Source organism: Psychrobacter sp. R86515, from assembly GCF_042466315.1.
Taxonomy (GTDB): domain Bacteria; phylum Pseudomonadota; class Gammaproteobacteria; order Pseudomonadales; family Moraxellaceae; genus Psychrobacter.
In genome coordinates, this window is record NZ_JAXHCC010000001.1 from 115,720 (window position 1) to 141,508 (window position 25,789).

22 protein-coding genes are annotated in these 25,789 nt (G+C 44.6%); 16 read left to right on the forward strand and 6 right to left on the reverse strand.

Features of this window, described 5'->3' with window-relative positions:
* The first annotated feature begins 211 nt into the window (after positions 1-211).
* The 4 genes from SJY28_RS00440 to SJY28_RS00455 all read left to right on the forward strand — a co-directional run bounded on the left by SJY28_RS00440 (position 212) and on the right by SJY28_RS00455 (position 4,461).
* Positions 212-1,264, forward strand: coding sequence for a siderophore ABC transporter substrate-binding protein (locus tag SJY28_RS00440; protein WP_165598517.1), 1,053 nt, complete (start codon positions 212-214; stop codon positions 1,262-1,264).
* An 81-nt stretch (positions 1,265-1,345) separates the two neighbouring features.
* Positions 1,346-2,431, forward strand: a complete 1,086-nt coding sequence (locus SJY28_RS00445) for an ABC transporter permease (protein WP_379543043.1) — start codon at positions 1,346-1,348, stop codon at positions 2,429-2,431.
* Positions 2,432-2,527: 96 nt separating this feature from the next.
* The gene (locus SJY28_RS00450) at positions 2,528-3,613 is read left to right on the forward strand and encodes an iron chelate uptake ABC transporter family permease subunit (protein WP_296208451.1); all 1,086 of its coding nucleotides are present in this window, start codon (positions 2,528-2,530) and stop codon (positions 3,611-3,613) included.
* Positions 3,614-3,690: 77 nt separating this feature from the next.
* Entirely contained in the window at positions 3,691-4,461 is a 771-nt protein-coding gene (locus SJY28_RS00455) for an ABC transporter ATP-binding protein (protein ID WP_296208453.1), read from the forward strand.
* A gap of 98 nt (positions 4,462-4,559) precedes the next feature.
* Here SJY28_RS00455 and SJY28_RS00460 read toward each other — a convergent pair whose 3' ends face one another.
* Positions 4,560-5,834, reverse strand: a complete 1,275-nt coding sequence (locus SJY28_RS00460) for a PepSY-associated TM helix domain-containing protein (protein WP_379543044.1) — start codon at positions 5,832-5,834, stop codon at positions 4,560-4,562.
* Positions 5,835-6,056: 222 nt separating this feature from the next.
* Complete coding sequence (locus SJY28_RS00465) at positions 6,057-8,144, reverse strand: TonB-dependent receptor domain-containing protein (protein ID WP_379543045.1); 2,088 nt, start codon at positions 8,142-8,144, stop codon at positions 6,057-6,059.
* A gap of 502 nt (positions 8,145-8,646) precedes the next feature.
* On the opposite strand from SJY28_RS00465, the gene SJY28_RS00470 reads away from it, so the two are divergent.
* The 5 genes from SJY28_RS00470 to SJY28_RS00490 all read left to right on the forward strand — a co-directional run bounded on the left by SJY28_RS00470 (position 8,647) and on the right by SJY28_RS00490 (position 13,175).
* Positions 8,647-8,922, forward strand: coding sequence for a Trp family transcriptional regulator (locus tag SJY28_RS00470; RefSeq protein ID WP_114700514.1), 276 nt, complete (start codon positions 8,647-8,649; stop codon positions 8,920-8,922).
* Between the two features lie 86 nt (positions 8,923-9,008).
* Positions 9,009-10,427 carry an anthranilate synthase component I family protein gene (locus tag SJY28_RS00475; RefSeq protein ID WP_379543046.1) on the forward strand — a complete coding sequence of 473 codons (1,419 nt, stop codon included), beginning with the start codon at positions 9,009-9,011 and terminating at the stop codon, positions 10,425-10,427.
* 72 nt (positions 10,428-10,499) lie between these two features.
* Positions 10,500-11,147 carry an anthranilate synthase component II gene (locus tag SJY28_RS00480; RefSeq protein ID WP_379543047.1) on the forward strand — a complete coding sequence of 216 codons (648 nt, stop codon included), beginning with the start codon at positions 10,500-10,502 and terminating at the stop codon, positions 11,145-11,147.
* Positions 11,148-11,153: 6 nt separating this feature from the next.
* Positions 11,154-11,900, forward strand: coding sequence for a lysozyme inhibitor LprI family protein (locus SJY28_RS00485; RefSeq protein WP_379543049.1), 747 nt, complete (start codon positions 11,154-11,156; stop codon positions 11,898-11,900).
* A gap of 321 nt (positions 11,901-12,221) precedes the next feature.
* Positions 12,222-13,175 (forward strand): DMT family transporter, encoded by a 954-nt coding sequence (locus SJY28_RS00490; protein WP_379543050.1) that lies wholly within the window; start codon positions 12,222-12,224, stop codon positions 13,173-13,175.
* 113 nt (positions 13,176-13,288) lie between these two features.
* On the opposite strand, the gene SJY28_RS00495 is transcribed toward SJY28_RS00490, so the two are convergent.
* The 4 genes from SJY28_RS00495 to SJY28_RS00510 form a co-directional block, all read right to left on the reverse strand.
* Entirely contained in the window at positions 13,289-14,032 is a 744-nt protein-coding gene (locus SJY28_RS00495; RefSeq protein WP_057761251.1) for an amino acid ABC transporter ATP-binding protein, read from the reverse strand.
* Positions 14,033-14,091: 59 nt separating this feature from the next.
* Positions 14,092-14,775 (reverse strand): amino acid ABC transporter permease, encoded by a 684-nt coding sequence (locus tag SJY28_RS00500; RefSeq protein WP_179797881.1) that lies wholly within the window; start codon positions 14,773-14,775, stop codon positions 14,092-14,094.
* A 74-nt stretch (positions 14,776-14,849) separates the two neighbouring features.
* Entirely contained in the window at positions 14,850-15,686 is an 837-nt protein-coding gene (locus SJY28_RS00505) for an amino acid ABC transporter substrate-binding protein (protein ID WP_379543051.1), read from the reverse strand.
* A gap of 429 nt (positions 15,687-16,115) precedes the next feature.
* Positions 16,116-16,889 (reverse strand): UTRA domain-containing protein, encoded by a 774-nt coding sequence (locus tag SJY28_RS00510; RefSeq protein WP_379543052.1) that lies wholly within the window; start codon positions 16,887-16,889, stop codon positions 16,116-16,118.
* 367 nt (positions 16,890-17,256) lie between these two features.
* Here SJY28_RS00510 and hutU point away from each other — a divergent pair, with 367 nt between their 5' ends.
* The 7 genes from hutU to SJY28_RS00545 all read left to right on the forward strand — a co-directional run bounded on the left by hutU (position 17,257) and on the right by SJY28_RS00545 (position 25,788).
* On the forward strand, positions 17,257-18,975 hold the full coding sequence (gene hutU / locus SJY28_RS00515) for a urocanate hydratase (RefSeq protein ID WP_379543053.1): 1,719 nt from the start codon (positions 17,257-17,259) through the stop codon (positions 18,973-18,975).
* A gap of 70 nt (positions 18,976-19,045) precedes the next feature.
* The gene (locus tag SJY28_RS00520; protein WP_379543054.1) at positions 19,046-20,410 is read left to right on the forward strand and encodes a YjiH family protein; all 1,365 of its coding nucleotides are present in this window, start codon (positions 19,046-19,048) and stop codon (positions 20,408-20,410) included.
* A 79-nt stretch (positions 20,411-20,489) separates the two neighbouring features.
* Entirely contained in the window at positions 20,490-22,052 is a 1,563-nt protein-coding gene (gene hutH / locus SJY28_RS00525; protein WP_379543055.1) for a histidine ammonia-lyase, read from the forward strand.
* Positions 22,053-22,075: 23 nt separating this feature from the next.
* Positions 22,076-23,119 (forward strand): formimidoylglutamase, encoded by a 1,044-nt coding sequence (gene hutG / locus SJY28_RS00530; RefSeq protein WP_379543056.1) that lies wholly within the window; start codon positions 22,076-22,078, stop codon positions 23,117-23,119.
* 47 nt (positions 23,120-23,166) lie between these two features.
* Positions 23,167-24,507 (forward strand): imidazolonepropionase, encoded by a 1,341-nt coding sequence (gene hutI, locus SJY28_RS00535; RefSeq protein WP_379543057.1) that lies wholly within the window; start codon positions 23,167-23,169, stop codon positions 24,505-24,507.
* Positions 24,508-24,754: 247 nt separating this feature from the next.
* A complete protein-coding gene (locus tag SJY28_RS00540; RefSeq protein WP_010201036.1) occupies positions 24,755-25,117 on the forward strand; it encodes a roadblock/LC7 domain-containing protein in 363 nt (120 codons plus the stop codon).
* A 176-nt stretch (positions 25,118-25,293) separates the two neighbouring features.
* On the forward strand, positions 25,294-25,788 hold the full coding sequence (locus SJY28_RS00545; RefSeq protein ID WP_379543058.1) for a PAS domain-containing protein: 495 nt from the start codon (positions 25,294-25,296) through the stop codon (positions 25,786-25,788).
* Position 25,789: the final 1 nt, after the last annotated feature.

A 25,789-nucleotide genomic window follows, 5' to 3' on the forward strand; every position in this document is an offset into this window, starting at 1 on the left:
AGTCTCAACTACTTTATTATAACCGCTGTGTTGTCTACCCATACTATTTTTATAAAAACTATTCGTATAAAAAGTTAGTAATTGGTACTAAATAGTACTATTTATTTTATGCTTTTATCTCAGCATCTTTCAGACTTAATATTTTTAGCGTCATTCATTTGCAATTATTTTAGACGATTGCTTAAACATTTTTTGATAGACCGAGTTCATTATGCCGACACCCTTATTATCTAGCAGATCTACCGCCTCTTTTTTCAAACGTCCATTATTGACTGCTGCCATGACAGCGTTATTAGCTACGGTAGTGGCAGGATGTAGCTCGCCTGAATCAAATGACTCTGAGCCAGCAGACGCCAAAACTGAAAACCCAACGGCTGATGAATCACAGAACGTTGCTAATAACGATGCTGTATCTGCTGAAAAAATCATGGTTAATACCGTAAAAGGTGATGTTGAGCTGGCTATGAACCCATCGCCACTTGTCGTCTATGACATGACGTTGATGCAAGACTTGGCCGCGCTAGATGTGGCGGTCGATGGTATGCCTGGTGGTCTACTACTAAAGAACCTACACTCAGAAACACAGCCTGATCCAAAATCGGTAGGTACTGTATTTGAGCCAGATCTTGAAGCATTGAATGCAATGCAGCCACAAGCTATTTTGGTCGGTTCACGCATGGCAGAAAAATACGACGAGCTATCAAGTATCGCGCCGACATTGGACATGAGTATTGATACAGCCAATATCTATGAGTCAAGCAAGCAGCGCCTGCATGATCTAGGTGCATTGTTTGGTAAAAGCGATCAAGCCGCTAAGCTACAACAGAACATCGATGGACTCATCACTGAGACCAAGAGTCTAACAAAAGAAAATAAAGGCACTGGCCTAGTCGTCATGGTCAATGGCAATAAAATGTCAGCCTATGGTGACAAGTCTCGCTATGGTTTTATCCATACTGTGTTAGGTGTACCAATGGCAGATGACAAAATTGCCGATGCGCCTCATGGTCAGCCCATATCGTTTGAATATATCCAAAAAGCCAATCCAGATTGGTTATTTGTCATCGACCGCAGTGCCGCAATTGGTGAAGACGGTATTGGCGCCAAGGCCGTATTAGACAATCCACTGGTTGCTCAGAGCAATGCATGGAGTAAGCAGCAAGTGGTTTATCTGAGCCCAGACTCTTACTTGGCATTTGGCGGCTACTACCAGTGGATGCAAGATCTAACGACGATCAAAGATGCTTTTACTAACGCTAAATAATGTCGTTGCTTATAAAAACGATTATTGCACAAGTAAGTATTATTACCGTTAACCCTGCTCATTTTTAAGCCAGTAGAGATTATGTCGTTATTTTCACCCCGTACTCATGCTAGGCTCAAATCCAGTACTGCTCCATCAGCATCAAGCTGGCAGAGCGGTACTGGCAATGCGTTACATCGACGTACTGTCGTACCACCGTGGTTCATCAATACAGCAAGCCTCATTCTTATGGGGCTTTTGGTGTTATTGAGCTTATCCATTGGTGTGGCTGACTTTTCGTGGTCAGGTATCTTGCAGAGTTTGCTGAATCAGAGTGCTAATTCTGATAGCTCATTGCTATTGGTTAGCCGTATACCGCGTACCATCGCCATTATCTTGACTGGTATTGCAATGGCAGTGGCTGGGATGATTATCCAAGTAGTGCTAAAAAACCGCTTTGTAGAGCCATCCATGGTTGGTGCGACTCAGAGCGCTGCACTTGGTTTGCTGGTAGTCAGTTTACTGTTCCCTGCCAGTGCGCTTATTGTCAAAATGGGCGTGGCAACCATCGCTGCCGTTTTTGGCATGATGCTATTTATGCTGCTCATTCACCGTATTCCGCCCACTGATTTTTTGATGATTCCACTGATTGGCATTGTCTTTGGTGGCATTATCGAAGCAGTTACTACCTTTATCGCCTATCAAACCGAGTCGCTACAGATGCTGAGTGTTTGGCAGTTTGGTGATTTTTCGGGCGTATTGGCAGGGCGCTATGAGCTGCTGTGGCTCACGGGTGGACTGTGTGTGCTGGCCTATATTATTGCTGACAAGCTGACCATCGTCGGTTTGGGTGACAATATCGTCTTAAACTTGGGTATTAATAAGCGTCAAGTCACTTGGATTGGCGTGGGTATGGTAGCCATGATGAGCGCTGTCGTGGTCGTGACTGTAGGCATGATTCCTTTTATTGGGCTGGTCGTACCAAACATTGTGAGCCGCCTAATGGGAGATAAATTGCGTCGTAGCTTGCCAGCAGTTGCCCTACTTGGTGCTTCAGCTGTATTGCTGTGCGATATTATCGGGCGTTCTATTCGCTACCCATTTGAAGTACCTGTCGCCACTATTTTTGGTGTGGTTGGTACAGTGCTGTTTTTATGGCTGTTATTACGTGCGCCAGCTGAGCAGTAGCACCATGTTCACTAACTATGTATTAATTTTCAACACTCACTTACCGTCGTTCATTTTTTGCCTTATTAGATAAGCTTGGCACCATAGGATTTTTGTATGTTCTCATCAACTAAGCTTACTTCTACCAAGACTGGTGCTACCAAAACCAGCACAGCGATAGATAACTCATCTTCAGCAGATGGTCAGTATTCAGCCGCTGCACAAGGTCAGTTGGCAAAGCTTTGGGCATGGATAGCTGCCCATCCAAAATCCATAGCAGCTATTATTCTACTTATCTCGATGACCTTGTTTATGACACTCAATGTCAATGGCTATTGGGACTTTGCGCTACCGTTACGCGGCAAAAAACTGCTGGCACTGATAGTGGTTGGCTATGCGATTGGCGTGTCGACGTTACTGTTTCAGACGTTGACTCACAATCCAATCCTAACGCCCTCCCTACTCGGGTTTGATTCACTCTATGTTCTGTTGCAGAGCTTACTGGTTTTCTTTTTAGGTGCGATTAGCTTTACCAGTCTCGATCCTATTGCCAAGTTCACGCTAGAGATTGTTCTGATGTTTGGGGCATCTTTATTATTGTTTAAGTTATTATTTTCTAAAAGCAGTCAGGATCTGACGCGGCTAATATTGGTGGGCGTTATCTTTGGTGTGTTGTTTCGCAGCTTATCAGCACTTATTGCACGGCTGATTAATCCTGATGATTTTGTGGTTGTACAGTCTGCTAGCTACGCGCAGTTCAACACAGTCAACCCTCAGCTACTAGGTATCAGCTTATTTATCTGTGTCATCACCGCGATATTTGTATGGCGCTGGCGTTACCAGTGCGATGTGTTGATGCTCGGACAAGCGCAGGCCGTCAACCTTGGTATCAACTATCAACGTTTAGCATTTGGTCTATTAACTGTCATTGCTGTATTGGTTGCCACGGCCACTGCTCTGGTCGGTCCAGTGACTTTCTTTGGTCTATTGGTTTGCGCATTGACCAATCGTATCGCGCGACATATGTATCACACTGAGCGGCTGATATTGGTCAGCTTGGTCGCTATGATTTGCTTAGTGCTGGGTCAGACTATCTTTGAGCAAGTGCTAGATATGGCAGGCGTATTGTCCGTCGTGATAGAGCTAGCAGGTGGATTGATGTTCTTAGCATTGATATTTATGTCTCAACGCCGTTCGTTATGACTACTTAGCTGACATTGTTTATTTAGCTGATGCTGTTGATAGAGAAAACCCTAAGACTTTTTTAAATAAGACTGACTATGATTAAACTGAATAATATCTCTCACCATATTGGCAAACAGCAAATCTTGCATGACATTACGTTGTCCCTCCCAACGGCGCAGGTGATTGCTTTGATTGGGCCTAACGGTGCTGGGAAGTCTACGTTGTTTTCTGTCATGGCCCGTTTGCAGCCGCTACAATCTGGGCAGGTGAGCTTCGCTGTAGATAATGAGGAACGTGATATTGTCAGCTGTCAGGCGCGGACGCTGGCCAAGACGGTCGCGATGCTCGGGCAAGACAACCATGTACAAGGACGCCTGCGCGTACATGAGCTACTGATGTTTGGTCGTTACCCTTATCATCAAGGACAACCGACCGCCGACGATCAGCAAAAAATACAGGAAATCCTCGAGCGCTTTGAGCTTGAGCCACTTGCCGAGCGCTTCTTGTCAACGCTATCGGGTGGACAGCGACAGCGCGTGCTAATAGCCATGATTGTCTGCCAAGATACGCCCTATCTATTGCTCGATGAGCCACTGAACAACCTAGATATGTATCATGCTGGTCGACTCATGCGTGAGCTACGCCAGCTTAGCCATAATCAGCAAAAAACCGTGGTGATCGTCCTGCATGATATCAACCAAGCGGCACAGTTTGCAGATACTGTGGTTACGATGAAAGCAGGAGAAGTGACCGCTGTAGGTCGTCCTGCTGATGTTATTACTCAAGAGACGATGAAAGATTTATACAACGTCGATGTCACTGTCCTAAGTCATCAGGGTCGTCCAGTGATTGTTGATACGGTTTAATGACTGGTTATATTCAAGTACGCAATAAAAAACTCAATATATTATTAGCACATTGGTACTAGCAATATATTGAGCATATTAATTTTATATCTTAATATCTATTTAAGTTTTTGTGATGCTTTAAGTCGCTGCTGTCGACCTTTCCACCATAAATAGACGCCGGTAATGGACAACACTGTCACAGCCAAACCTACCAGTGCTAAAAATATTTGATACAGTAAGTGACCGATGCCATGGCCAATATGACCCATATGTAAAGTCATCAACCAATTGTTTGTTTTGCTACCAAATGATGAGTTTTGATAGCCAAAATTCACCTGTTCAACGCTACCCGTTTTTGCATTGACTGTGATGGATGATGCACCGCCTTTTTTACCAATGTCCTTATCTGTCTTAAAGCGCAGCTGCCATTGACCCTCATCTTCAATCCAGCGTATGCCTAAAAACTCCCGTACTATCATGTCCTTGCTTTGGGCAGCGATGTTTGCCTGCTGACTTAAATAAGCAATGCTATTGGCTTTGTTGACCACATCAACAGCCTCGACATCGACATCTTCATTGTTTACAGCCTTAACCCTATTCGCTGTTTCTGCACCAGACGCCTGCTCAGCTTTTTCTGATGGCTTTCTTGATTTCTCCTGTCTTTCACCTCTTTCCTCGAGTCCTACGACAGCGTACATCACAGGTTGATAGACCTCTCTTAGGTTAAAACCAACACTCGACCACGCGATGACAAACAAGATCCCCCAAAGCCATAGCCCAAAGGCATGGTGTAGATCATAATTCAATTTAAACATATTACTTTTAGTACGGATTTTCCACGCTGGTAACCAGCGTTTAAAAAATGAGGCACGTTTTTTAGGCGAGGTTTGGTTCTGTGCTTTTTTCTTGATCGCTCTAGGAAACGTTAAGTAAAAGCCAATAAAGCAATTAATCGTCCACACGAGCGCGACAATCCCTAGTAGCAATTTTCCAATATCACCCAGTAATAAATCGCGATGTAACCAAAACACTTTCCACATGGTGTTGCGCCATGCCCACTCATCTCTATCACGAGTACCAATGATATCGCCAGTATAAGGGTGGACATAAACTTGTTGAAACGGTGCTTTTGGTTGGTTTTGGGCGGCTTTTCCTCGTGCTCTATCTACCGAAAATACAGCCGACCTCTCTGCTGCTATCGAGGTTGGCATGCTAGAAAAAGCATATTGAGGGTACGCACTGATGACCTTGTCATGAAGCTCGGCAATAGGCAGATGTGATGCGTTTTGTTTCTCAACCTGAGCCAGTTTATGGTTGAAGACATCGTCTAGCTCGTCATGAAATGCCAATAATGTGCCAGTAATACCAGTGATAATTAAAAAAGCTGCCATGGCAAGCCCAGTATAACGATGGAGCCATAGGCAAGCTTGACGAGGATTGAGTGAAATCATTAGTGTTGGTTCTTTATCATATATTGTTTTAGTAGGTACTTATCAGTTGGCACGTCATTGCTGTTACAGCCAATGTAAAAGCTAGTAGGCAATAAAAAGCCAGCTCCCGTATAAGACAGCTGACTTTATAAGTACGATTAGACTTAAATTCGATAAGCTAGATTAGAACTGATACGTTAAAGACGTTTTGATATTACGTCCCATTTCAAAATCGGTATAGTCATCATCGATAGAGTTACGTGATGCATGGCTTGCATAAGTCTCATCAAAGATGTTGTACACACCTAGTGTGGCCTTTAAACCTTCAATTTGAGTTGGCGTATAAGTCATAAAGATATCGTGCACGTCATAGCCTGGTTTTTCGTTGTCATCACCAGCGGTATTCGGTGTCACATCGGCCACATAAGTACTGCGCCAGCCAAGCTCAGTAGTATTGGTTGGAGCGTAACCCAAGTTGACCATGTACTTATCGCCAGACTCAGATCCACTACCACTGACAGAAGAGATATTGTAACCCGTATCTTCGCCTTTGCTACGCGCACTAGCATAGCTTAGACCCATGTTGAAGTTATCTGCGCGATAGTCGGCCGATAGCTCTACACCTTTGATTTTGAAATCTTCGTCATTGTTAATGACACCTTGGCAGGCTTCAGGGGCAGCACTTGTACCTAGTTGCCCAGTTGTGCAATTCATGCCAGTTCTACTACCACCTGCACGTACAAACTCAATATAGTTTTCGATATTGGTTTCAAAGTATTTAGCACTTAATTTTAAAGAGTCATCAGCCATAGTCAGACCACGCAGCGTTGTAGCAATACCGACTTCTGCATTGTCACCTTCTTCTGCTTTTAGGTCATTGTTTACATACGTATCAGCGCCATCGGTGTTAAAAATCGTTTGGCTAAGATCTGGACCATTAAATAACTGAGTATAGCTTGCAAATAGCTGGGTGCGCGGTGCAATCTCATAGCTAGCAGCCAATGCGCCAACGACATTATCATAAGTCTTGCCAGCAGATACATACTCTGGAGACTCATAACGGTCATAACGGACGCCTGGCGTTAAGCTAAGCTTACCCATTTGCCATTGGTCTTCTAGATACACTGAAGTATTAGTTGCTTCATCGGTGCTCGCATTACCAAAGTCACGTGTCATCTCAGATTCTTTTTTATAATGCTCAACTCCAGCGATTAACTTATGAACACCTGGCACACCGTTGATGATACTGCTATCGATGATACTGGTGTTTTGTACTTTTGCGCCTGTGGTTTGGACTTCTGCATCAAACTCAAACCCAGGTTCGCCATCAGAGTTACGCAAAATCTGCGTGCTAGTCTGATATACATTAGCGTCTACATTAACCAATTGGTTGGCAGGGTTGTAAGCATAGTCAAGCGCATAGGTATCACGTTTGACTTCCTGCGGGATGATTGGGTTCCAGCCACCAGCAGGAAAATCTGGACGTAATGGGAATTTGCCTTTGTTTTCGGTACGGCTGAAGCTAGCGCCTACATGATGATCACTACCGACATAAGCACCAGCTTTTAATAGGATGTTTTCGCCTTCGCTGTCTTCCGTTTGGATTTTACGGCCTTTACCGTCTTCACCAGCGTCCGCATTGCGTTTGCCATAATAAGCCAGTAAATCAATATTTTCTGTTGGTGCACCATATACAGTGGCAGAAGTTAGCAGTTCATCATTGTTGCTAGCATAACCTGTATGCAGCTTAGCACCTACCTTTTGACCTGGCTTAAGCAAATCTGCCGCGTCGACTGTCTCAAAAGCAACCGCACCGCCAAGAGCATCATTACCTAGCGTCACCGAGTTATTACCAACAGCGACTTCTGCTTGTTTTAGCAGATCTGGATCAATAGTGACGTCACCCATATGGTAGAACAACGCGCCTTCTTGACGTGCGCCATCAATCGTGACTTTTAGATTGGTATCATCAAGACCACGTACACGAATACGTTGGTTGACCGATGAGGTGCCGCCTACGCTTACCCCTGGTACAACGTCCAGAAAATCGCTCAAATGGCTAGCTTGTGCAGCTGGGGTGTAGTCATCTATGTAGACAGAGTCTTCTTGTACAGCGTCACGTACTGAGCTATTTGCTGTTACAGTGATAGTCTGTAATGTTGTGTTTGGCATATCTGCTGCTGTTGCGGCACTGGCAGCTTGTGTCCACAATACAGCTGCGACACCGATAGACAATACTGTCAATTGACTAGATAACTTTACTTCGCGCATAACACATTTACTCACTTTGTTTACTGTCATAAATTAGAATGTTTAGAATTATTTTTAAAGGCTGTCGTCAAACAACCCTTAAAATAGTGCCTACCAGAAGATGGAATATCTTGAAAACACATAATTCATTGTGCGAATAACATGATTAATGTTAATGATAATGATTAGCGTTTAAATAATGAGAGGCATAATAACGAAGTATTAACACTTTGGCAATAATTAATATAATAAATTCTCAGTTTTAGCTCTAAATATGCTGAGGAGGTATAAAAATGCTTCTGCGCTAGCCGTAAATATAGCATTCAATATAATTCTAGCTATGTATTAAGGCTATATGTAGTCAAGAGTAGGAACTTATCACGTATATATCAGTCTGCTATTAACTTAGCTCATCACTTGTTTTTCTTGTACTACTGTACTAGAATACTGAAACAAGATAGTCCGCAGCGAAAAATTGCTCACTAACCGACCTATCTATTTTCTTTGGCTAAGATTACCTATTATGACTACCGATCCTTATCAAAGCTTAGTGAAACATTTGACCAACTGTACTGATAGTGCAGATATCGAAAAGCTGCTCAGTGCCTTGCTGACGGATAAAGAACAGCATGACATCGCCAATCGTATTCGCATTTTTGACTTGCTAGATCGTGGCATCACCCAACGTGATATCTCTGAGCAGCTAGGTGTTGGTATCGCCACTGTCTCTCGCGGTGCCAAGGCCAAGCAAAGCCATGATGTCAGCGCTTTATTGGCCACTCATAGAGACTGCTCTTAGCCTCTGACGACGATACTATCTATCTTTTTACTGACGAAACTTATACTTATTAATCAACACATATTTGAACCATTTCGGACTTTGTTATGACCTCTAGTACTCGCATACAGACCAAACCTGCTCCTATCGACATCCCGAGCAAACCACAACGTATCAAACTCACTCAAGATATCGATTTTTTTGCATTATTCAAACGTATTGAAAGCGCATTTGATACCTGCTATTTGCTCGAATCATTAGGTGAAGACAGCCATATATCGCGCCATCATGCGATTGGCTTTGACCCTGTGACGACTATCGCCGCATTAGACCGCAACACGCTTGCGATTACCGATAATAAAACCGCTGAGACAAGCCATTATCAAACCGACAATCCTTATCAGCTACTGCGTGATATAACACCGCAGCATGTCATCGCTCGTGACCAAAGCGGCGGTCTGGTTGGCTATTTGGGTTATGACTGCGTGAACTTCTTTGAACCTAGCCTTAATGCAAAAGCCAGTGAAGACTTTGAACCATTTAAGTTTGGCGTGTATCTAGATGGATTGACCCTAGATAAGATGACTGGGGAAATCTTTTACTTTTATTACCCCACTGCTCAACAAGAAAACCGTATCGAGCAAATCAAAGCCCTACTCGATGAGCCAACGCCTAGCTATGAAGCGCCTAAAGTTGAATTTTTAGGTGACGGCATGAGCCAAGAAGAGCATGCCAATGTCGTTATGCAAGTCAAAGAAGACATCATCGCTGGGCGTATTTTTCAGTGTGAGGTAGGCTTTAAATCTAAGTACCGTATTGCCGGTGACAAGATGCCGATTTATGAAAAGCTGCGTGCCGTCAATCCATCGCCGCATATGTATTTTATGAAATTTTCCCAGCAGTGCATCATTGGCGCTTCTCCTGAGCTGCTATTCCGCTTGCGTCAGGGTGAAATGGAAACCTATCCGCTAGCAGGGACTGCCAAGCGCGGTGCAGATGTAATCGAAGACCGTAAGCTTGCCCGCGCCTTACTCAACGATGACAAAGAAATTGCCGAGCACAATATGCTAGTCGACCTACATCGTAATGATATTGGCCGTGTGGCACGATTTGGTACGGTGAAAGTACGTAGCCTGATGGATATCAAACGCTTCTCTCACGTGCAGCATATTTCTTCTGAAATCGTTGGTATCTTGCATCCTAATGAAGATATGTTTAGTGCGCTTGCCAGCAATTTCCCTGCTGGGACACTATCAGGCGCACCAAAAGTTGAAGCCATCAAAGTAATTAATGAGCTAGAGCCAGATGGTCGCGGTGCTTATGGCGGTGCATTAGGCTCGTTCAATTTTAATGGTGATTGTATCTTTGCCATTCCAATTCGCAGCCTCTTTATCAATGGCGAGTCTGCCTACGCTCAAACTTGCGGCGGTAACGTTTACGACTCAAACCCAGCCGATGAATACTTAGAGATTCAGCGTAAACTATCGGCGATGAAAGTCGTGTTAGACAGCTTTATGCAATCATAATTGAAGCTAAACGTACTGCATAAATTGACCATATTTTACCTAGCACTATTTTTACAAAAGAGTTTATGACCCATGAATGTTTTAATTATTGATAACTACGACTCGTTTACCTTTAATCTCTACCAATACGTGGGCGAGATTTTACAAACCTTAGACAGTGATAAAGAAGCCAGCGTCATCGTTAAACGCAATAACGAAATTACCTTAGCAGACGTACAAGCGATGAATCTTGATAGAATTATCATTTCACCTGGCCCTGGCTCCCCTGATGATCCCGCATACTTTGGCATCTGTAGCGAGGTCATTGAAACACTAGGCAAAACTGTGCCGCTACTAGGCGTCTGCCTAGGTATGCAAGGCATTGCTCATGTATTTGGCGGTGATGTGGTACGCGCCAGTGTACCGATGCATGGCAAAGTCTCATCAATTCGCCATGATAACTCAGGTATCTATCAAGGCTTGCCACAAGAGCTTGAGATCATGCGCTATCACTCACTGGTGGTAAAGGCCGACACCATACCAAGCTGTCTGACGATTACCTCGGTAGTCTCCAATGATAGCCGTGCTGAATTGAGCTTTGCTGAGTCAGCATTGACTGGTGATGAAATTATGGGACTGGCGCACAAAGAGTACCCAATCCAAGGCGTACAGTTTCACCCTGAGTCATTTGCCACTGAAGGCGCTAAGCGATTGCTGAGTAATTTCTTGCTACAGGTATAAATCTATATGTCTGTCTCCATATTTAGCTTAAGCCTAAATACATCCGGCTTACTCGGACGTACTGCGTTACTCTTGAGCTTAACACTAATGACGTCTATCAGTTCGGCTGTAGCTCCTGTACAGGCAAACTTTACCATGGGCATGGATATCCAAGGTCAACGTCTCAACCTTTATGAGAGCTGTGCAGAAGGAAGCGTCACTTGCAACAATATGCTGCTAGTCGCTCCCGATTTAGGACGACTATTGCAGACAACACCAGAACCTAGTAAGTCGCCCTACGCTGTTAAATACTACTCTGCAGAAACCAAGCATAGCTTATGTAAAGATGGCGTGACCCCGTGTCGATTTCAGGGTTATACCTTTGAGGGCGAAGATTTTGATGGATTTATAGATACGTCGAACCATGAAATATCTATAAGAAATAAATGGACAGTCGATACCTATAGTGCCACCTACAAAGAAAACGCGACTTATCTGCCATTAGCATCACAAGCTGCTCTGATTGATCAGATATATAACACGTCTGATAAAGCATTGAATGAAAGCTACAGAGTAACGCGAAATGAAGTCAGACGCCTGTACGGTGAGGATATGGCGGCTGATCTTAAAAAAGAGCAGACTCAGTGGATAAAACAGCGCTCAAAAAATTGCGGAGCTGATACGGATCATTTACCAAGAACCCAAGCGGAAAAAGTGTGCTTTATTCAGCAAAATGCTCTTCGAGAGCAAGCATTGTCAGCAGGGCTTGATTAACAGAGAATATAGAAATAAAAAAATGGTGCGAACACGAATATGATATGAGTTAATGATTCGATATTGTTTAGGTTATTTAGCAAACGCTAGCCATTTTTTAGCCATTTTTTAGCCATTTTTTAGCCATTTAAATGACTATTGACTGAATTTAGCACACGACCTAGTAGCCACTTATTATCTTTTAGTGATAGACTCAAAAGAACAAACAAAAGACAGCCTTTAATCAGGTTGTCTTTTCTTATTTCAGTATTGCTTGGAGAGATTGTATCAATAGCAATCTTACAACATCTTGTGTCACTTAGATCGTAAGAAGAAAACAGTATGGCAAACATCGACAACGGAATGACGACCCACTCGCATCAATCATGGCTAGGCACCATCCAAATCATCACGGCTGCTATCTGCTGGGGTACGTTGGGTATATTCTCGACTTACCTAAACCAAATTGGATTTAGTGGTTGGCAAGTAACCATATTACGTATCGTCACGGCGGCCTTTATCATTTTAGCCATGTTACCAACACTGTGGCCACACCTTATCAAATTACAGTCAAAACAATGGCTCGGACTGGCGATGCAGTCGTTGATAGGCGTCCTTGGCATGTCGGTCTGCTATTTTTTTGCGGTAAGCTACGTTGGTGCTGGCCCTGCCGTGGCCTTACTCTATACCGCGCCCGTATTTAGCTTACTGTTCTCAAAATTCTTACTGAGCGAGTCCATCACTCGTAAATCAGTGTTGCTGGCATTGATGGCGGTGTTTGGCGTAGGCTTAACCATGTTAGGTGAACAAGCAAAAGTTAACTGGGGGATTTTACTCGGTCTGTCAGCAGGGATGTGCTATTCGTTATATGGCGTATTGGGCAAGCGCGCGATGCATTATGCTCACCCTGCCCCTTTGGTATTTTTCACTTCCATTATCATTAGTGCTGGCGTACTCCTGCTCTTGCCTGAGACCTATAACACTTATGAGCAGCTATTAGACCTCCCTTTAATGACTTGGGGCTATGTTTTAGGATTGTCATTACTGGGGACCGTCGTGCCATTTGGGCTATATATGAAGGCATTGGAAAAGCTGCCTGCCACTCGTGCATCGGTATTTACGATTTTTGAGCCATTGACTGCAATTGCACTCGCGATGCTGTTACTGCATCAATCTTTGTCTTGGATTCAGTATTTGGGCGTGGCACTTATTTTGCTAGCAGCTTTATTAAATGCTGTATTAAATGGTACCGCCACTCGCGTACCTCGCTGGTTAAAACAACGACAAAGGGCATAGTGTTACTGTCTATTTATTTGAGATACGTCCTATTTATTGTGATAAAAAAAGCCCCAACCATGACGTCATGATTGGGGCTTCTTGTTTTATTACTTACGCCAAAACAAACGTTTTTACTGTTCAATACGTTGCAGAAATGCCTGCGTACGAGGATGCTTTGAGTCTTCAAAGAGCTGCTTGGCACTGCCTTCTTCGACCACATGACCATCCTCAATCAGTACAACATGATCGGCAACGTCGCGGGCAAAGTTGATTTCGTGAGTTACTACGACCATCGTCCAACCTTCAGAGGCGAGCTGTTTCATCGTCTCAAGCACATCCTGTACCAGCTCTGGATCAAGCGCAGAGGTTGGCTCATCAAATAGTAACAGCGACGGCTCAATAGCCAGCGCACGAGCAATACCGATACGCTGCTGCTGACCACCAGATAGCTGGAACGGATACAGATCCGCTTTGTCCGACAGTCCAACTTTCTCAAGTAGTACCAATGCCTGCTCACGGGCTTGCGCTTTGCTTTGACCTTGTACGACCGTAGGCCCAAGCATGAGATTTTCAATGGCTGTCTTATGTGGAAACAAGTTATAAGACTGAAACACCATACCTGACTTACGCTGTAAAGCTAGTAGCGTTTTTTTACTTGGCTTAGTCGCAAAATCGACGCTCAAGCTATCGTCATCAAAAGCAATCACACCTTGGTCAGGAATCTCTAGCGCATTTAAACAACGCAAAAAGGTGGTTTTACCCGATCCTGAAGGTCCTAATATTACGACCACTTTGCCTTTATTAATGGTCAAGTCGATGCCTTTTAGCACTTGATTGCCACCAAAGGCTTTATGAATATTAGTGACTTTGATCATAAAAATTCCTGTTGTACTAGGGCGTGTCTATTGAGCGATAATTTATTTTACTACGTAGCTTATTTTGCCACATAGCGATCTAGCCGAGTTTCAAGCTTGCCTTGGATAAAGGTCAAGAACAAACAGATACCCCAGTAGATAATCGCCGCTTCGGTATAGACCAGCATAAACTCATAGTTGCGAGCTGTGATAATCTGCGCTTGTTTGAACAGCTCAGTGACCAGCACCAATGAAGCAAGTGAGGTATCTTTTACCAGACTGATAAAGGTGTTAGATAACGGCGGTACCGACACTCTAAGCGCTTGCGGTAAAATCACATGACGGAAAGTCTGTAGATACGTCAGACCAACCGTCGAGCCTGCTTCCCACTGTCCTTTTGGTATCGATAAAATCGAGGCACGCACTGTCTCCGATGCATAAGCACCGATGTTCAGTGAAAACGCGATAATCGCTGAGGGAAAGGGATCAAGCTTCACCCCAACACTTGGCAGACCATAGAAAATAATAAACAGCTGAACCAGCATCGGTGTACCGCGAATGGCGGACACATAGACACGAGCGAGCCGATAGATGATTTCATGGAACCAAGTGGCACGCGGAATGATACGAATCAATGCCACTGTCAGTGCAATGGCCATACCGATCGCAAATGAGATCAATGCCAGCGGTATCGAATAATAGATACCGCCTTTGAGCATTGGCCAAAACGACGAGATGACAATCTGCGCTCGATCAGGACTCATAAATGGCAATACTGCCAATAAGTCCGCGAACCATGATGTAGACATTACAGAAGCTGACATGATAGAAACTGACATTATTTTTGTTGACTTATATCAGCACCAAAGAACTGTTCGCTAAGCTTGGTAAGTGTGCCTTCAGCCGCCAATTCAGCCATCGCTTCATCCAGTTTTGCTACAACTTCATCATCACCTTTGATAAGCACTAGGCCTGAACCACGCAACTCACTAGCAGGTGCAGTCAGTTTAATCTCAAGATCAGAATCTGGGAATTTTTTGAGATAATCCAATACCGCTAGATTGTCATTCATCGTAAAGTCAGCACGGTCCTGCTTCACTAATTGAATCGCTTGCGCCATACCATCGACAGGAACGATCTCTGCACCATAACGCTCTGCAAGCTCACCGTAGTTACTGCTAAGTGATTGCGCCGTACGTAGGCCTTTTAGACCTTCCCACGAGCTGTAACGGTTGTCATCAGTAGGTGCCAATACAACTGCACCTGACCAGCTATAAGCCATCGCTTTGTCATATTTTGCTTTACGCTCAGGCGTGGTCAAACTAACTTGGTTAGCCACCATATCAAAACGTTTTGAATCCAAACCAGCCAGCATCGCATCCCATTGGGTTTCTTTAAACTCAACGTCTACGCCTAATTTATCCGCTACTGCACGCGTTACTTCGACATCATAACCCGTTAGTTTGCCGCTCTCATCATGATACGTGAACGGAGGATAAGTACCCTCTGTACCGACGTTGATAGTGCCGCCGTTGTTGATACGTTGTAGCAAATCAGAACCGCCTGTTGCAGCGCTGTCAGTTGCACTGGTATCGGCTTCGTTGGTAGTAGATTGACCACAAGCGGCAAGGAACATGGTGCTGACGGCAAGGGCTAAAAGAGTACGACGTTTCATAAGACGTCCTTATAAGAGTGAATGAATAAAGTAAAAACACATAATGCTAATAAAATATATGGTGCTAATAAATAGGACAAGCCGACACAGAAGAACAATATAAGCTCTTCTATGATATTCGGCTTTGGTTGCCCGATTTGAGGCTATTTGGGCTATTTTTCAATACTGTTTCTATATTATATTTTAATTTTTAACGATTGTTCAAATATTCTGACGACTTTAAGTAAGAGCAATTGCTATCTTATTAAATAGCAGCTTATGGATATAGTATCTCACTTTAGACAGAAAAACGTACAAAATCAGTGAGCATACGTAAGCTATAGTCAGTTCAATATAATTTCGATACAAGAAAACCGAGCGCAAGTTATACATTAGTATGCTTAGCGAGGATGACGATGTATCGGATTTATATAGGCTTGACTATATCTACTACAACTCGCCTGAGAACTGATAGCGATCACCCGCATGCCACATTTTTACAAAGGTAACGACTTGGCCAGCCGAATAGGTCTGTCGACGCAACACAAGCGTTGGTGACTGCGGCGCAATTTGCAAAAACTCAGCAATCTCATCCGGGGCTGCCAATGCTCGGATGGTATAGCTGCCACTCTCTAGAGGGCTTTTGGCAATCAAGTAATCACTGGTATTGACCACACTAAAATCCTGATCGATAAACTTCGTCACTTTTTTAGCATCGACCCAGCGTTCTTCAAACTGTATGGGCTGACCATCGGCAAAGTGAATGATTTTTACTTCATACAGAAGAGCTTCATCACTAGCGTCTATATGAGCGCTTGCGTTAACAGGCCCAGACTCTTTATCAATCATAACCCCTTCATTAATACCAAACTTACGACGCAGCTCATTATCGAGCATATCAGCCGTAATAGCACGCTTACTCACGACCTGTGCCTCATAGTCGCGATTGGCTGACTTTAAATCCTCAGCGATGTTGCGTACCTCAACAAACGTATGATTGAACTGCTGCTGCGCGACAAACGTGCCTGACCCTTGCCGACGCTCTAACACCCGCTCCTCGCTCAGCTCTTTTAGCGCACGGTTGACTGTCATTCTTGACACACCGAACTCTTCAGCCAGTGCCATTTCTGTCGAAATCGCGTTGCCTGCTTGCCACTTACCAGAATGAATGTTGTCTAGTATGGCGTTTTTTATGCGTTGATACGCCGGAATCGTCTTTGTCATATCCGCCTTTAACCGTCAGTTTTGCTAATAGGAATGACCACATAATATCACGAGACCACTGTGCAAGCCTTAGTCAAAATGTCTGAGCGTTCAGTATTGACTAGGGCGCTTTTCAACTCACTCGATGTTATCTAAATCGGCTAAGTGAATAACAAAAATAATCAGCTCACGAAAAAAAACCTTGCATGAAAAAAGTATCTTTGATAATTTGTATATACAACTTTACAGCGGTGCTAGAAAATTTGTTTTATCGATTCGATATTTTTATGAATTTAGATGAATGCTTAGTAGATGAACACCTAAACTGACTGTAAGACACTTACTTTAATGACTTTATCGCCCTATTCGCTATGACAAGGATATGATCATGACTACTGACAACGGAACCAACAAAGAGACTAAGCTGACTCGCCGCGATGAGAGCCGTAATATTGCTGCGCCTACCGGTAGCACGCTACATTGCAAAAGCTGGCTGACCGAAGCCCCTTATCGCATGTTGCAAAACAATCTGCATCCTGATGTGGCAGAAAACCCGAAAAGCCTAGTTGTTTATGGTGGTATTGGGCGCGCAGCCCGTAACTGGGAAAGCTATGATCAAATCTTAGAGTCATTAAAAGAATTAGAAGATGATGAGACGTTGCTAGTACAGTCTGGTAAGCCAGTCGGCGTGTTTCAAACACACGAAAACGCACCACGCGTATTGATTGCTAACTCCAACCTTGTACCGCGTTGGGCAACGTGGGAGCACTTCAATGAGTTAGATCGCAAAGACCTATTTATGTATGGTCAGATGACTGCTGGTAGCTGGATTTATATCGGTACGCAAGGCATCGTCCAAGGTACGTATGAGACTTTTGTGGAAGCGGGTCGTCAGCATTATGACGGTAGCTGGGCGGGTCGTTGGATTTTGACCGCCGGTCTGGGCGGTATGGGCGGCGCGCAGCCACTAGCCGCGACTTTTGCAGGGGCGACTTCGTTAAACATCGAGTGTCAGCAGTCTAGTATCGATTTCCGCTTACGTACTGGTTATGTCGATAAGCAAGCAGATGATCTTGACCATGCTTATGAGTTAATCAAACAACATACCGATGCGGGTGAAGCCGTCTCTATCGCCCTACTTGGCAATGCCGCAGACATCTTGCCTGAGATGGTCAAGCGTGCTAATGCGGGTGGCATGAAACCTGATTTGGTCACCGATCAGACCTCAGCACATGACTTAATCAATGGCTATTTGCCAAGCGGCTGGACGGTAGAGGAATGGAAAGCAGCACAAGAAGATCCAGAGCAACATGCAGCACTGACCAAAGCCGCCGCTCAGTCTTGTGCCGTACACGTCCAAGCGATTTTAGACTTGCAAGCGATGGACATTCCCGCGACCGATTACGGTAATAATATCCGTCAGGTCGCTTTTGATGAAGGGATCAAAGATGCCTTTAACTTCCCAGGTTTTGTCCCTGCTTATATTCGTCCGCTATTTTGCCAAGGTAAAGGCCCATTCCGCTGGGTAGCGTTATCAGGTGATCCAGAAGATATCTATAAGACTGATCAAAAAATCAAAGAGCTATTCCCTGAAAACAAACATATTCATCGCTGGTTAGATATGGCAAAAGAGCGCATTCAATTCCAAGGCTTACCTGCTCGTATCTGTTGGTTGGGGCTTGGTGAGCGTGATAAAGCAGGCTTAGCATTTAATGAAATGGTCAAGAATGGTGAGCTAAAAGGCCCAATCGTCATTGGTCGTGACCACTTAGATACGGGTTCTGTTGCCAGTCCAAACCGCGAAACAGAAAGCATGAAAGATGGCTCAGACGCGGTGTCTGATTGGGCGCTATTAAACGGTATGCTCAATGTCGCTGGTGGCGCGACGTGGGTATCACTACATCATGGCGGCGGTGTTGGCATGGGCTACTCGCAGCACTCAGGTATGGTCATTGTCGCAGACGGTACAGACGCCGCAGCCAAAAGACTGTCACGCGTGTTAGTCAATGACTGCGGCTCAGGCGTTATGCGTCATGCCGATGCAGGTTATGAATTGGCGATTAAAACAGCGAAAGACTATGGTCTAAATCTGCCAATGATCAAATAGTTTGTCCCTTGTCTTTATACGCTGTAGCTGGGTATAAGGACATAATCGGCGTCTTATCAAGGAGGATAATATGATTGAGCAAAATACGACATCTAGTCTAAACGATGAAAGTACAACGACATCGTCCAAAAAACTGCTATCAACCCCTATCGCATTAATACAGCTGATCGTATTCAGTGCGATCGGTTTAGTGATGTTTTTTGTGCCATTTACCATTGGCGAGAAAAGCACGATTTTGTTCGATCATGGCGCAACCTATCTAGTCACTCAGCAGCATACCTTGTCCGTGACGCTATTATTTTTACTCATGCTCTATGGCGTGAGTAAGCCATTTATCGATGGCTCATGGCGTAAAAATATCACTCACATGATTATGACGACTTTTAAAATTATTGGTCTGATGTTGGCAGTGATGTATATGGCTGACATAGCGCCTGCCTTTATGATGGAAAAGGACATGCTACCTTTTCTATTTGAAAAACTGGCCTTACCAGTCGGTATGATTGTACCGCTTGGGGCACTGATATTGGCCTTCTTGGTTGGTTTTGGCTTACTAGAAATGGTTGGTGTGCTTATGCAGCCAATTATGAAACCTATTTGGAAAACCCCAGGCTCATCAGCGATTGATGCCGTTGCTTCCTTCGTCGGTAGCTACTCTATTGGTTTGCTCATCACCAATCGCGTGTATTTACAAAAACAATATTCAGCACGTGAAGCCATTATCATTGCGACTGGGTTTTCGACTGTATCAGCGGCGTTTATGGTGATTGTTGCCAAAACGCTTGGTCTGATGGAGTTCTGGAATGTGTTCTTTTGGTCTACGCTAGTAATTACCTTTATTGTTACTGCGATTACTGCTCGTATTCCGCCTATCAGTCTCTTTGATGATCATGTCGAACGTCCAGCTTTAGATTATAAAGGTGGTACACGGCTAGCTGCAGCATTTGACTTGGGATTATCCACTTCGCGCCGTGCCACTGACCTCAAACAAATCTTGTGGTCTAACTTTCGTGATGGCCTGACGATGGCAGCCGCCATTGTGCCATCTATCATCGCGGTCGGCTTAACAGGATTACTATTAGCAAAATATACGCCCGTATTCGATGCATTAGGCTTGCTTCTCTATCCATTTACATGGCTTGGCGGCTTACCAGAACCGCTCGTCGCCGCTAAAGGAATGTCAGCGGGATTGGCTGAGATGTTCTTGCCAGCGCTATTGCTGAGTGAGGCAGATATTCTGACACGCTATGTCGCAGGGGTCATCTCCATCAGCAGCGTGCTGTTCTTCTCAGCCATGATTCCGTGTGTGCTTGCGACCGAGATTCCTGTCTCCGTTGGCAAAATGGTCATCATTTGGTTCGAGCGCGTGGTACTCAGTATTTTATTGGCTGCAGCATTCGGACATCTGGCTATGTACTTCAACTGGATTGGCTAAAAAACTCAAATCCAATAGTGTGCGTTAACTAAAAACTCTTCAGCAACGGCATTTTAATAAAGATACTAGGACTACCTATATGAGCAATATCAAAAAACTAACCCTACATCCTCGCCAGCTTAGCTTTAAAATGCTACGTGATATCTACGAGCAGCCTGTCGTATTGACACTGCCTGAGAGTGCTTATGAAGCGATAGATGCCTCGCACGAAGATGTACGAACCATCATTGCACGAGACAAAAGCGCTTATGGTATCAACACTGGTTTTGGCCTGCTTGCTAAGACACGTATCAGTGATGATCAGCTTGAGCTACTTCAGCGTAACCTGATCGTTTCTCACTCAGTGGGTACTGGTGAAGCGTTGCCAGACGGCGTCGTACGACTGATTATGGTAATGAAAGTTGCCAGTTTGGCGCAAGGTGTCTCTGGCGTACGTCGCGAGGTAGTAGATAGTTTACTTGGCTTAATCAATAATCAAATCACGCCAAATATCCCAGCCAAAGGTTCAGTTGGCGCATCTGGTGACTTAGCGCCATTATCACATATGACGCTTGCGATGATGGGTGAAGGTGATGTGTTTGTCGCTGGCAAAAAAGTGCCTGCCGCTGATGCCCTAGCGCAGCATGGACTTGAGCCTATTACGCTTGCAGCTAAAGAAGGCCTCGCGCTTATCAATGGCACGCAAGTATCAACTGCTCTGGCATTACGTGGTTATTTCTTAGCGCGTGATTTGCTTGAGACCGCCACCATTGTCGGCTCACTGTCGATTGATGCAGCAAAAGGCTCGGACTCACCATTTGATGCGCGTATTCACGAAGTACGTGGCCATCATGGTCAAATCGAAATCGCCAAAGCACACCGTCAACTCATCAAAGGCAGTGCTATCCGTGCCTCACATGACGGCGAGCAAGACGATAGAGTGCAAGACCCTTACTGCCTACGCTGTCAGCCACAGGTCATGGGTGCCTGCCTTGATATCATCAACCAAGCAGGGAAAACGCTGCTAATCGAATCTAATGCGGTGACAGACAACCCACTTATCTTTAATAACGAAGATGGCCCTGTTGCTATATCGGGTGGTAACTTCCATGCTGAGCCAGTCGCTTTTGCCGCTGACATCTTAGCCTTAGCAATCGCCGAGATTGGCTCGATGTCTGAGCGACGTGTGGCTTTACTGATCGATGCAACCTTATCAGGTGGCTTACCGCCATTCTTGGTTGATAATGCTGGGGTAAACTCAGGCTTTATGATTGCGCATGTGACTGCCGCAGCACTGGCTTCAGAGAACAAATCTATCGCCCATCCTGGTAGCGTCGATAGTATCCCAACTTCTGCCAACCAAGAAGACCATGTCTCAATGGCCACCTATTGCGCACGCCGCCTATACGAGATGGCGCAAAACACCGCCACCATTATTGGTATTGAACTTCTGGCTGCTGGTCAAGGCATCGACTTCCATCGCGGATTAGACACCTCAGAGCCGTTGACAGTCGCGCATCAAAAACTACGTGAAAAAGTGGCTTTCTATGACAAAGATCGCTACCTAGCCCCTGATATCGAAGCAGCCAAGCAGCTAGTATTAGACGGTACGCTTGCTGAACACTGGCAGTCACTACGCAGCAACTGGTATGAGTCTAAATAAATATTAATTTGCGGAGAACGGCGATGACAATAGCGGGAACAGCAACGACTACCACTCACATTAGCCACGACCCTGCTGATATGACCCAATGGACAGGACGCGCAGAGCCGTTTGAGACTGCACGCGCCCGTTATTGGTATCAGCTTGCTCAGCCTTATGAGGCTCAATATATTGGGTTGGTTGGTTTTGCGTGTGATCAAGGCGTCAGACGCAATCAAGGCCGCGTAGGTGCTAGAGCTGCTCCGCCATTGATTCGTCGAGCTTTTGCTACGCTGCCAGTCATCGCTGAATTGCAACAACGTTTTGATGGTCAATTATCAACCTTGTTGGGTGATGCTGGCGACATTCATTGTGATGATCATGATGGCTTTGCCGACAGCTCTCTTGAGCAAGCTCAGCTCAAATATGCCAATGCAGTGAGTACAATCGTCAAGCAAGGTGGATTACCCATCGGACTTGGCGGTGGTCATGCCATTGCTTATGGTAGCTTTTTAGGATTATGGCAGGCCTTAGAAAATACCAGCAAAACAAATACCACGCCTACTATCGGGATTATTAATTTTGATGCCCATCTTGATATTCGTCAGTCTGATGTAGCGACTTCTGGGACACCATTTCGCCAGATTGCCGAGCATCTTGACGCACATGGTCAACCCTTTCATTATTGCTGTATTGGCGTCAGTCGCTTTTCTAACACGGCGGCGCTTTTCGATCGTGCCGAGCAATTGGGCGTACAGGTTATCAGTGATGAAGACTGTCATTATCAGCCTTGGGATACACTTGCTGAGCAAGTTAAAAGCTTTGTAGATCAGGTCGATATCATATATTTAACCATCGATATGGACTGCTTGCCATCTAGTGTTGTGCCTGGTGTGAGTGCCCCAGCTGCTTATGGCATTGATCTTGGTTTTGTTGAGCGTATGGTCAAAACCATTATGGCATCAGGCAAAGTAAAAATCGCAGATATTGCTGAGATTAACCCTACCTTTGATATTGACAGTCGTAGCTGCAAAGTCGCTGCTCGCTTACTGGCCACTATTGTAGAGCAGCACTTACTTAGCGCTTAAATCTTGCCAACAAAGATCATCGACTTCACAAAAATCAGGAGCATATTATGAATGAATCAAAGAATTCCGTATTGAAAAGCCCTACAGAACAGACGCTCGACAAATCTACTACGACATCTTTTGATCACGTTATTATTAACGCCAATATCGCCACCTTTTCAGCGCAGCATGGTTTTGGTATTGAGATAAGTGATGATGAAAATAAACACGCTGATAGCATCCCATACGGTCAGTTAGAAAAGGCGGCTATCGGTATTAAAGACGGTAAAATCGCTTGGGTTGGTAAACAGAATCAAATCTATACTCATCTGCCTGAATATCAAGCTAGCCAAATCACAGATGTAGATGGTAAATGGATAACTCCAGGGCTTATCGACTGTCATACGCATATTGTCTATGGCGGCAACCGCAGCAATGAGTTCGAAGCGCGATTGCAGGGCGTTAGTTATCAAGATATTGCTGCACAAGGCGGCGGTATTGTCGCGACGGTCAGTGCTACCCGCGCCGCCAGTATTGAATCGCTATTTGCCCAAAGTGAAAAACGCTTAATCGCACTTATGAAAGAAGGTGTCACCAGTATCGAAATCAAGTCAGGTTATGGCTTGGACTTGGACACTGAACGCAAAATGCTCACGGTCGCTCGTCAGCTAGGAGAAAAATACGACATCCATGTAAGTACCACGTATTTGGCGGCTCATGCCTTGCTACCTGAGTATAAAAATCGTGCAGATGACTATATTGAGCAAGTCTGCGAGTGGCTACCCATTCTACACTCAGAAGGCTTAGTCGATGCGGTCGACGGTTTCTGTGAAAACATCGCCTTTAGCACAGAGCAAATCAGACGAGTGTTTGAAGTAGCTCGCTCATTAAATCTACCAGTCAAACTGCACTCTGAGCAGCTGTCTGATATAGGTGGTAGTGCCTTAGTTGCTGAATATAAAGGCCTATCGAGCGATCATCTAGAGCACTTGTCAGAAGAAGACATCAAGAAAATAGCGGCTAGCAATACCGTTGCCGTGATATTGCCAGGGGCATTTTATACGCTACGTGACACCAAGTTGCCACCGATTGAGGCATTACGTAAACATCAAGTTCCTATGGCTATTTCAACCGATTGTAATCCTGGCACCTCACCGTTAACGTCGCTGTTATTGACGATGAATATGGGCTGTACGCTATTTTACCTCACGCCTGAAGAAGTATTGGCAGGCTCAACCGTTTATGCAGCACAAGCGTTAGGGCTACCTAACAAAGGCAGAATAGAAGTGGGCTACGATGCTGATTTAGCGCTATGGGATATCGCTCGTCCTGCTGACTTGGCCTATCAGATGGGGCTAAACCCTATCCAAGGCATTATGGTTCAAGGACAATGGCGCGACACAATATAATCAACCTACCTTCATTTATCATCATTAAAAGAAGCCCCAGTCATTAAATGATTGGGGCTTCTTTTGGTAGAAAGGCTGCAAATTTTATGAAATTGAAGAAAAAAAACTTCATAACCTCACTTTAAATAGGGATTTACTATATCAATATTATTAGTAAGGATTTATAATACCCTTTTTTAAACAGGGTTATTTTTGGCTAACTATAGTTCATAAATAAAAAATTAACAAACAGTATAGAGAAAGCGATATGCGTACAGATTCATTTCAGCAGATATTGGAAGACTTAAACAGTTCATCAGCAGATGTTGAAGCATCTGCCCTAATCTCTAACGATGGTCTTATGATTGCTTCAGCTCTACCAACCGGCGTGGATGAAGATCGCGTGGGTGCTATGTCAGCAGCATTATTATCATTGGGTGATCGTGCAGGACGCGAGTTGGCACGCGGTAGTATTGATCGCATTATGATTCAAGGCGAGAAAGGCTACGTTATCATGACCTCATCAGGCGATGAAGCAGTACTCACCATCATGGCAAAACCCAATGCCAAGCTTGGCTTGATATTCCTAGATATTAAGCGCGCCTCAGAAGCGTTGGCAAAGCTCATTTGATTGGCGACTGCTTATCGAATTTATTAGCTTTTAATTACTATAAACATAGTTGATTCAATATAATTTGGATACAAGGAAGCCGAGTGAGAGTACTACAAGTAGTAGGCTAAGCAAGGCTGACACTGTATCCAATTTATAGAGGGTTGACGATATAACGATCAACGAAGGAGATGACCATGGGTTCTCCAATCCCTGATGCACACAAACCCGATATGCCTGCTGAGCAAATCACGATGACTTATCATGATGGCACCTCGCGAACTGTCTATGATACTGGTATAGAGCGCCCCTACCCAGACGGTAAACTGATTGTCTCGCGTACCAATCTCAACGGTATCATCACTCACGTCAACGACGCCTTTGTCGAAATCAGTGGCTATCATGTAGATGAATTGATTGGCCAACAGCACTATATTTTGCGTCATCCTGATATGCCAAAAGCCGCCTATAAAGACTTATGGAGTACTGCTGAGTCTGGACAAAAATGGCATGGCTATGTCAAAAATTTATGCAAAGACGGCAGTCATTACTGGGTCTATGCCACTGTGGTGCCTAACGTGCGTCGCGGCGAAACCGTCGGCTACACCTCGGTACGACGCAAACCATCACGCAGCAAAATTGAAGCGGCGATGACTCAATATGCCCAAATGAAACAAGATGAGGAAGGCTAAG

What these genes read in the sequence shown, in the direction of transcription:
- SJY28_RS00470 (WP_114700514.1), top strand. Translation starts at nt 8,647, where the DNA reads ATGACTACCGATCCTTATCAAAGCTTAGTGAAACATTTGACCAACTGT.
- SJY28_RS00440 (WP_165598517.1), top strand. Translation starts at nt 212, where the DNA reads ATGCCGACACCCTTATTATCTAGCAGATCTACCGCCTCTTTTTTCAAA.
- SJY28_RS00445 (WP_379543043.1), top strand. Translation starts at nt 1,346, where the DNA reads ATGTCGTTATTTTCACCCCGTACTCATGCTAGGCTCAAATCCAGTACT.
- SJY28_RS00450 (WP_296208451.1), top strand. Translation starts at nt 2,528, where the DNA reads ATGTTCTCATCAACTAAGCTTACTTCTACCAAGACTGGTGCTACCAAA.
- SJY28_RS00490 (WP_379543050.1), top strand. Translation starts at nt 12,222, where the DNA reads ATGGCAAACATCGACAACGGAATGACGACCCACTCGCATCAATCATGG.
- SJY28_RS00505 (WP_379543051.1), bottom strand. Translation starts at nt 15,686, where the DNA reads ATGAAACGTCGTACTCTTTTAGCCCTTGCCGTCAGCACCATGTTCCTT.
- SJY28_RS00465 (WP_379543045.1), bottom strand. Translation starts at nt 8,144, where the DNA reads ATGCGCGAAGTAAAGTTATCTAGTCAATTGACAGTATTGTCTATCGGT.
- SJY28_RS00460 (WP_379543044.1), bottom strand. Translation starts at nt 5,834, where the DNA reads ATGGCAGCTTTTTTAATTATCACTGGTATTACTGGCACATTATTGGCA.
- SJY28_RS00485 (WP_379543049.1), top strand. Translation starts at nt 11,154, where the DNA reads ATGTCTGTCTCCATATTTAGCTTAAGCCTAAATACATCCGGCTTACTC.
- SJY28_RS00540 (WP_010201036.1), top strand. Translation starts at nt 24,755, where the DNA reads ATGCGTACAGATTCATTTCAGCAGATATTGGAAGACTTAAACAGTTCA.
- hutH (WP_379543055.1), top strand. Translation starts at nt 20,490, where the DNA reads ATGAGCAATATCAAAAAACTAACCCTACATCCTCGCCAGCTTAGCTTT.
- SJY28_RS00480 (WP_379543047.1), top strand. Translation starts at nt 10,500, where the DNA reads ATGAATGTTTTAATTATTGATAACTACGACTCGTTTACCTTTAATCTC.
- SJY28_RS00510 (WP_379543052.1), bottom strand. Translation starts at nt 16,889, where the DNA reads ATGACAAAGACGATTCCGGCGTATCAACGCATAAAAAACGCCATACTA.
- hutI (WP_379543057.1), top strand. Translation starts at nt 23,167, where the DNA reads ATGAATGAATCAAAGAATTCCGTATTGAAAAGCCCTACAGAACAGACG.
- SJY28_RS00520 (WP_379543054.1), top strand. Translation starts at nt 19,046, where the DNA reads ATGATTGAGCAAAATACGACATCTAGTCTAAACGATGAAAGTACAACG.
- SJY28_RS00545 (WP_379543058.1), top strand. Translation starts at nt 25,294, where the DNA reads ATGGGTTCTCCAATCCCTGATGCACACAAACCCGATATGCCTGCTGAG.
- SJY28_RS00495 (WP_057761251.1), bottom strand. Translation starts at nt 14,032, where the DNA reads ATGATCAAAGTCACTAATATTCATAAAGCCTTTGGTGGCAATCAAGTG.
- SJY28_RS00475 (WP_379543046.1), top strand. Translation starts at nt 9,009, where the DNA reads ATGACCTCTAGTACTCGCATACAGACCAAACCTGCTCCTATCGACATC.
- SJY28_RS00500 (WP_179797881.1), bottom strand. Translation starts at nt 14,775, where the DNA reads ATGAGTCCTGATCGAGCGCAGATTGTCATCTCGTCGTTTTGGCCAATG.
- hutG (WP_379543056.1), top strand. Translation starts at nt 22,076, where the DNA reads ATGACAATAGCGGGAACAGCAACGACTACCACTCACATTAGCCACGAC.
- SJY28_RS00455 (WP_296208453.1), top strand. Translation starts at nt 3,691, where the DNA reads ATGATTAAACTGAATAATATCTCTCACCATATTGGCAAACAGCAAATC.
- hutU (WP_379543053.1), top strand. Translation starts at nt 17,257, where the DNA reads ATGACTACTGACAACGGAACCAACAAAGAGACTAAGCTGACTCGCCGC.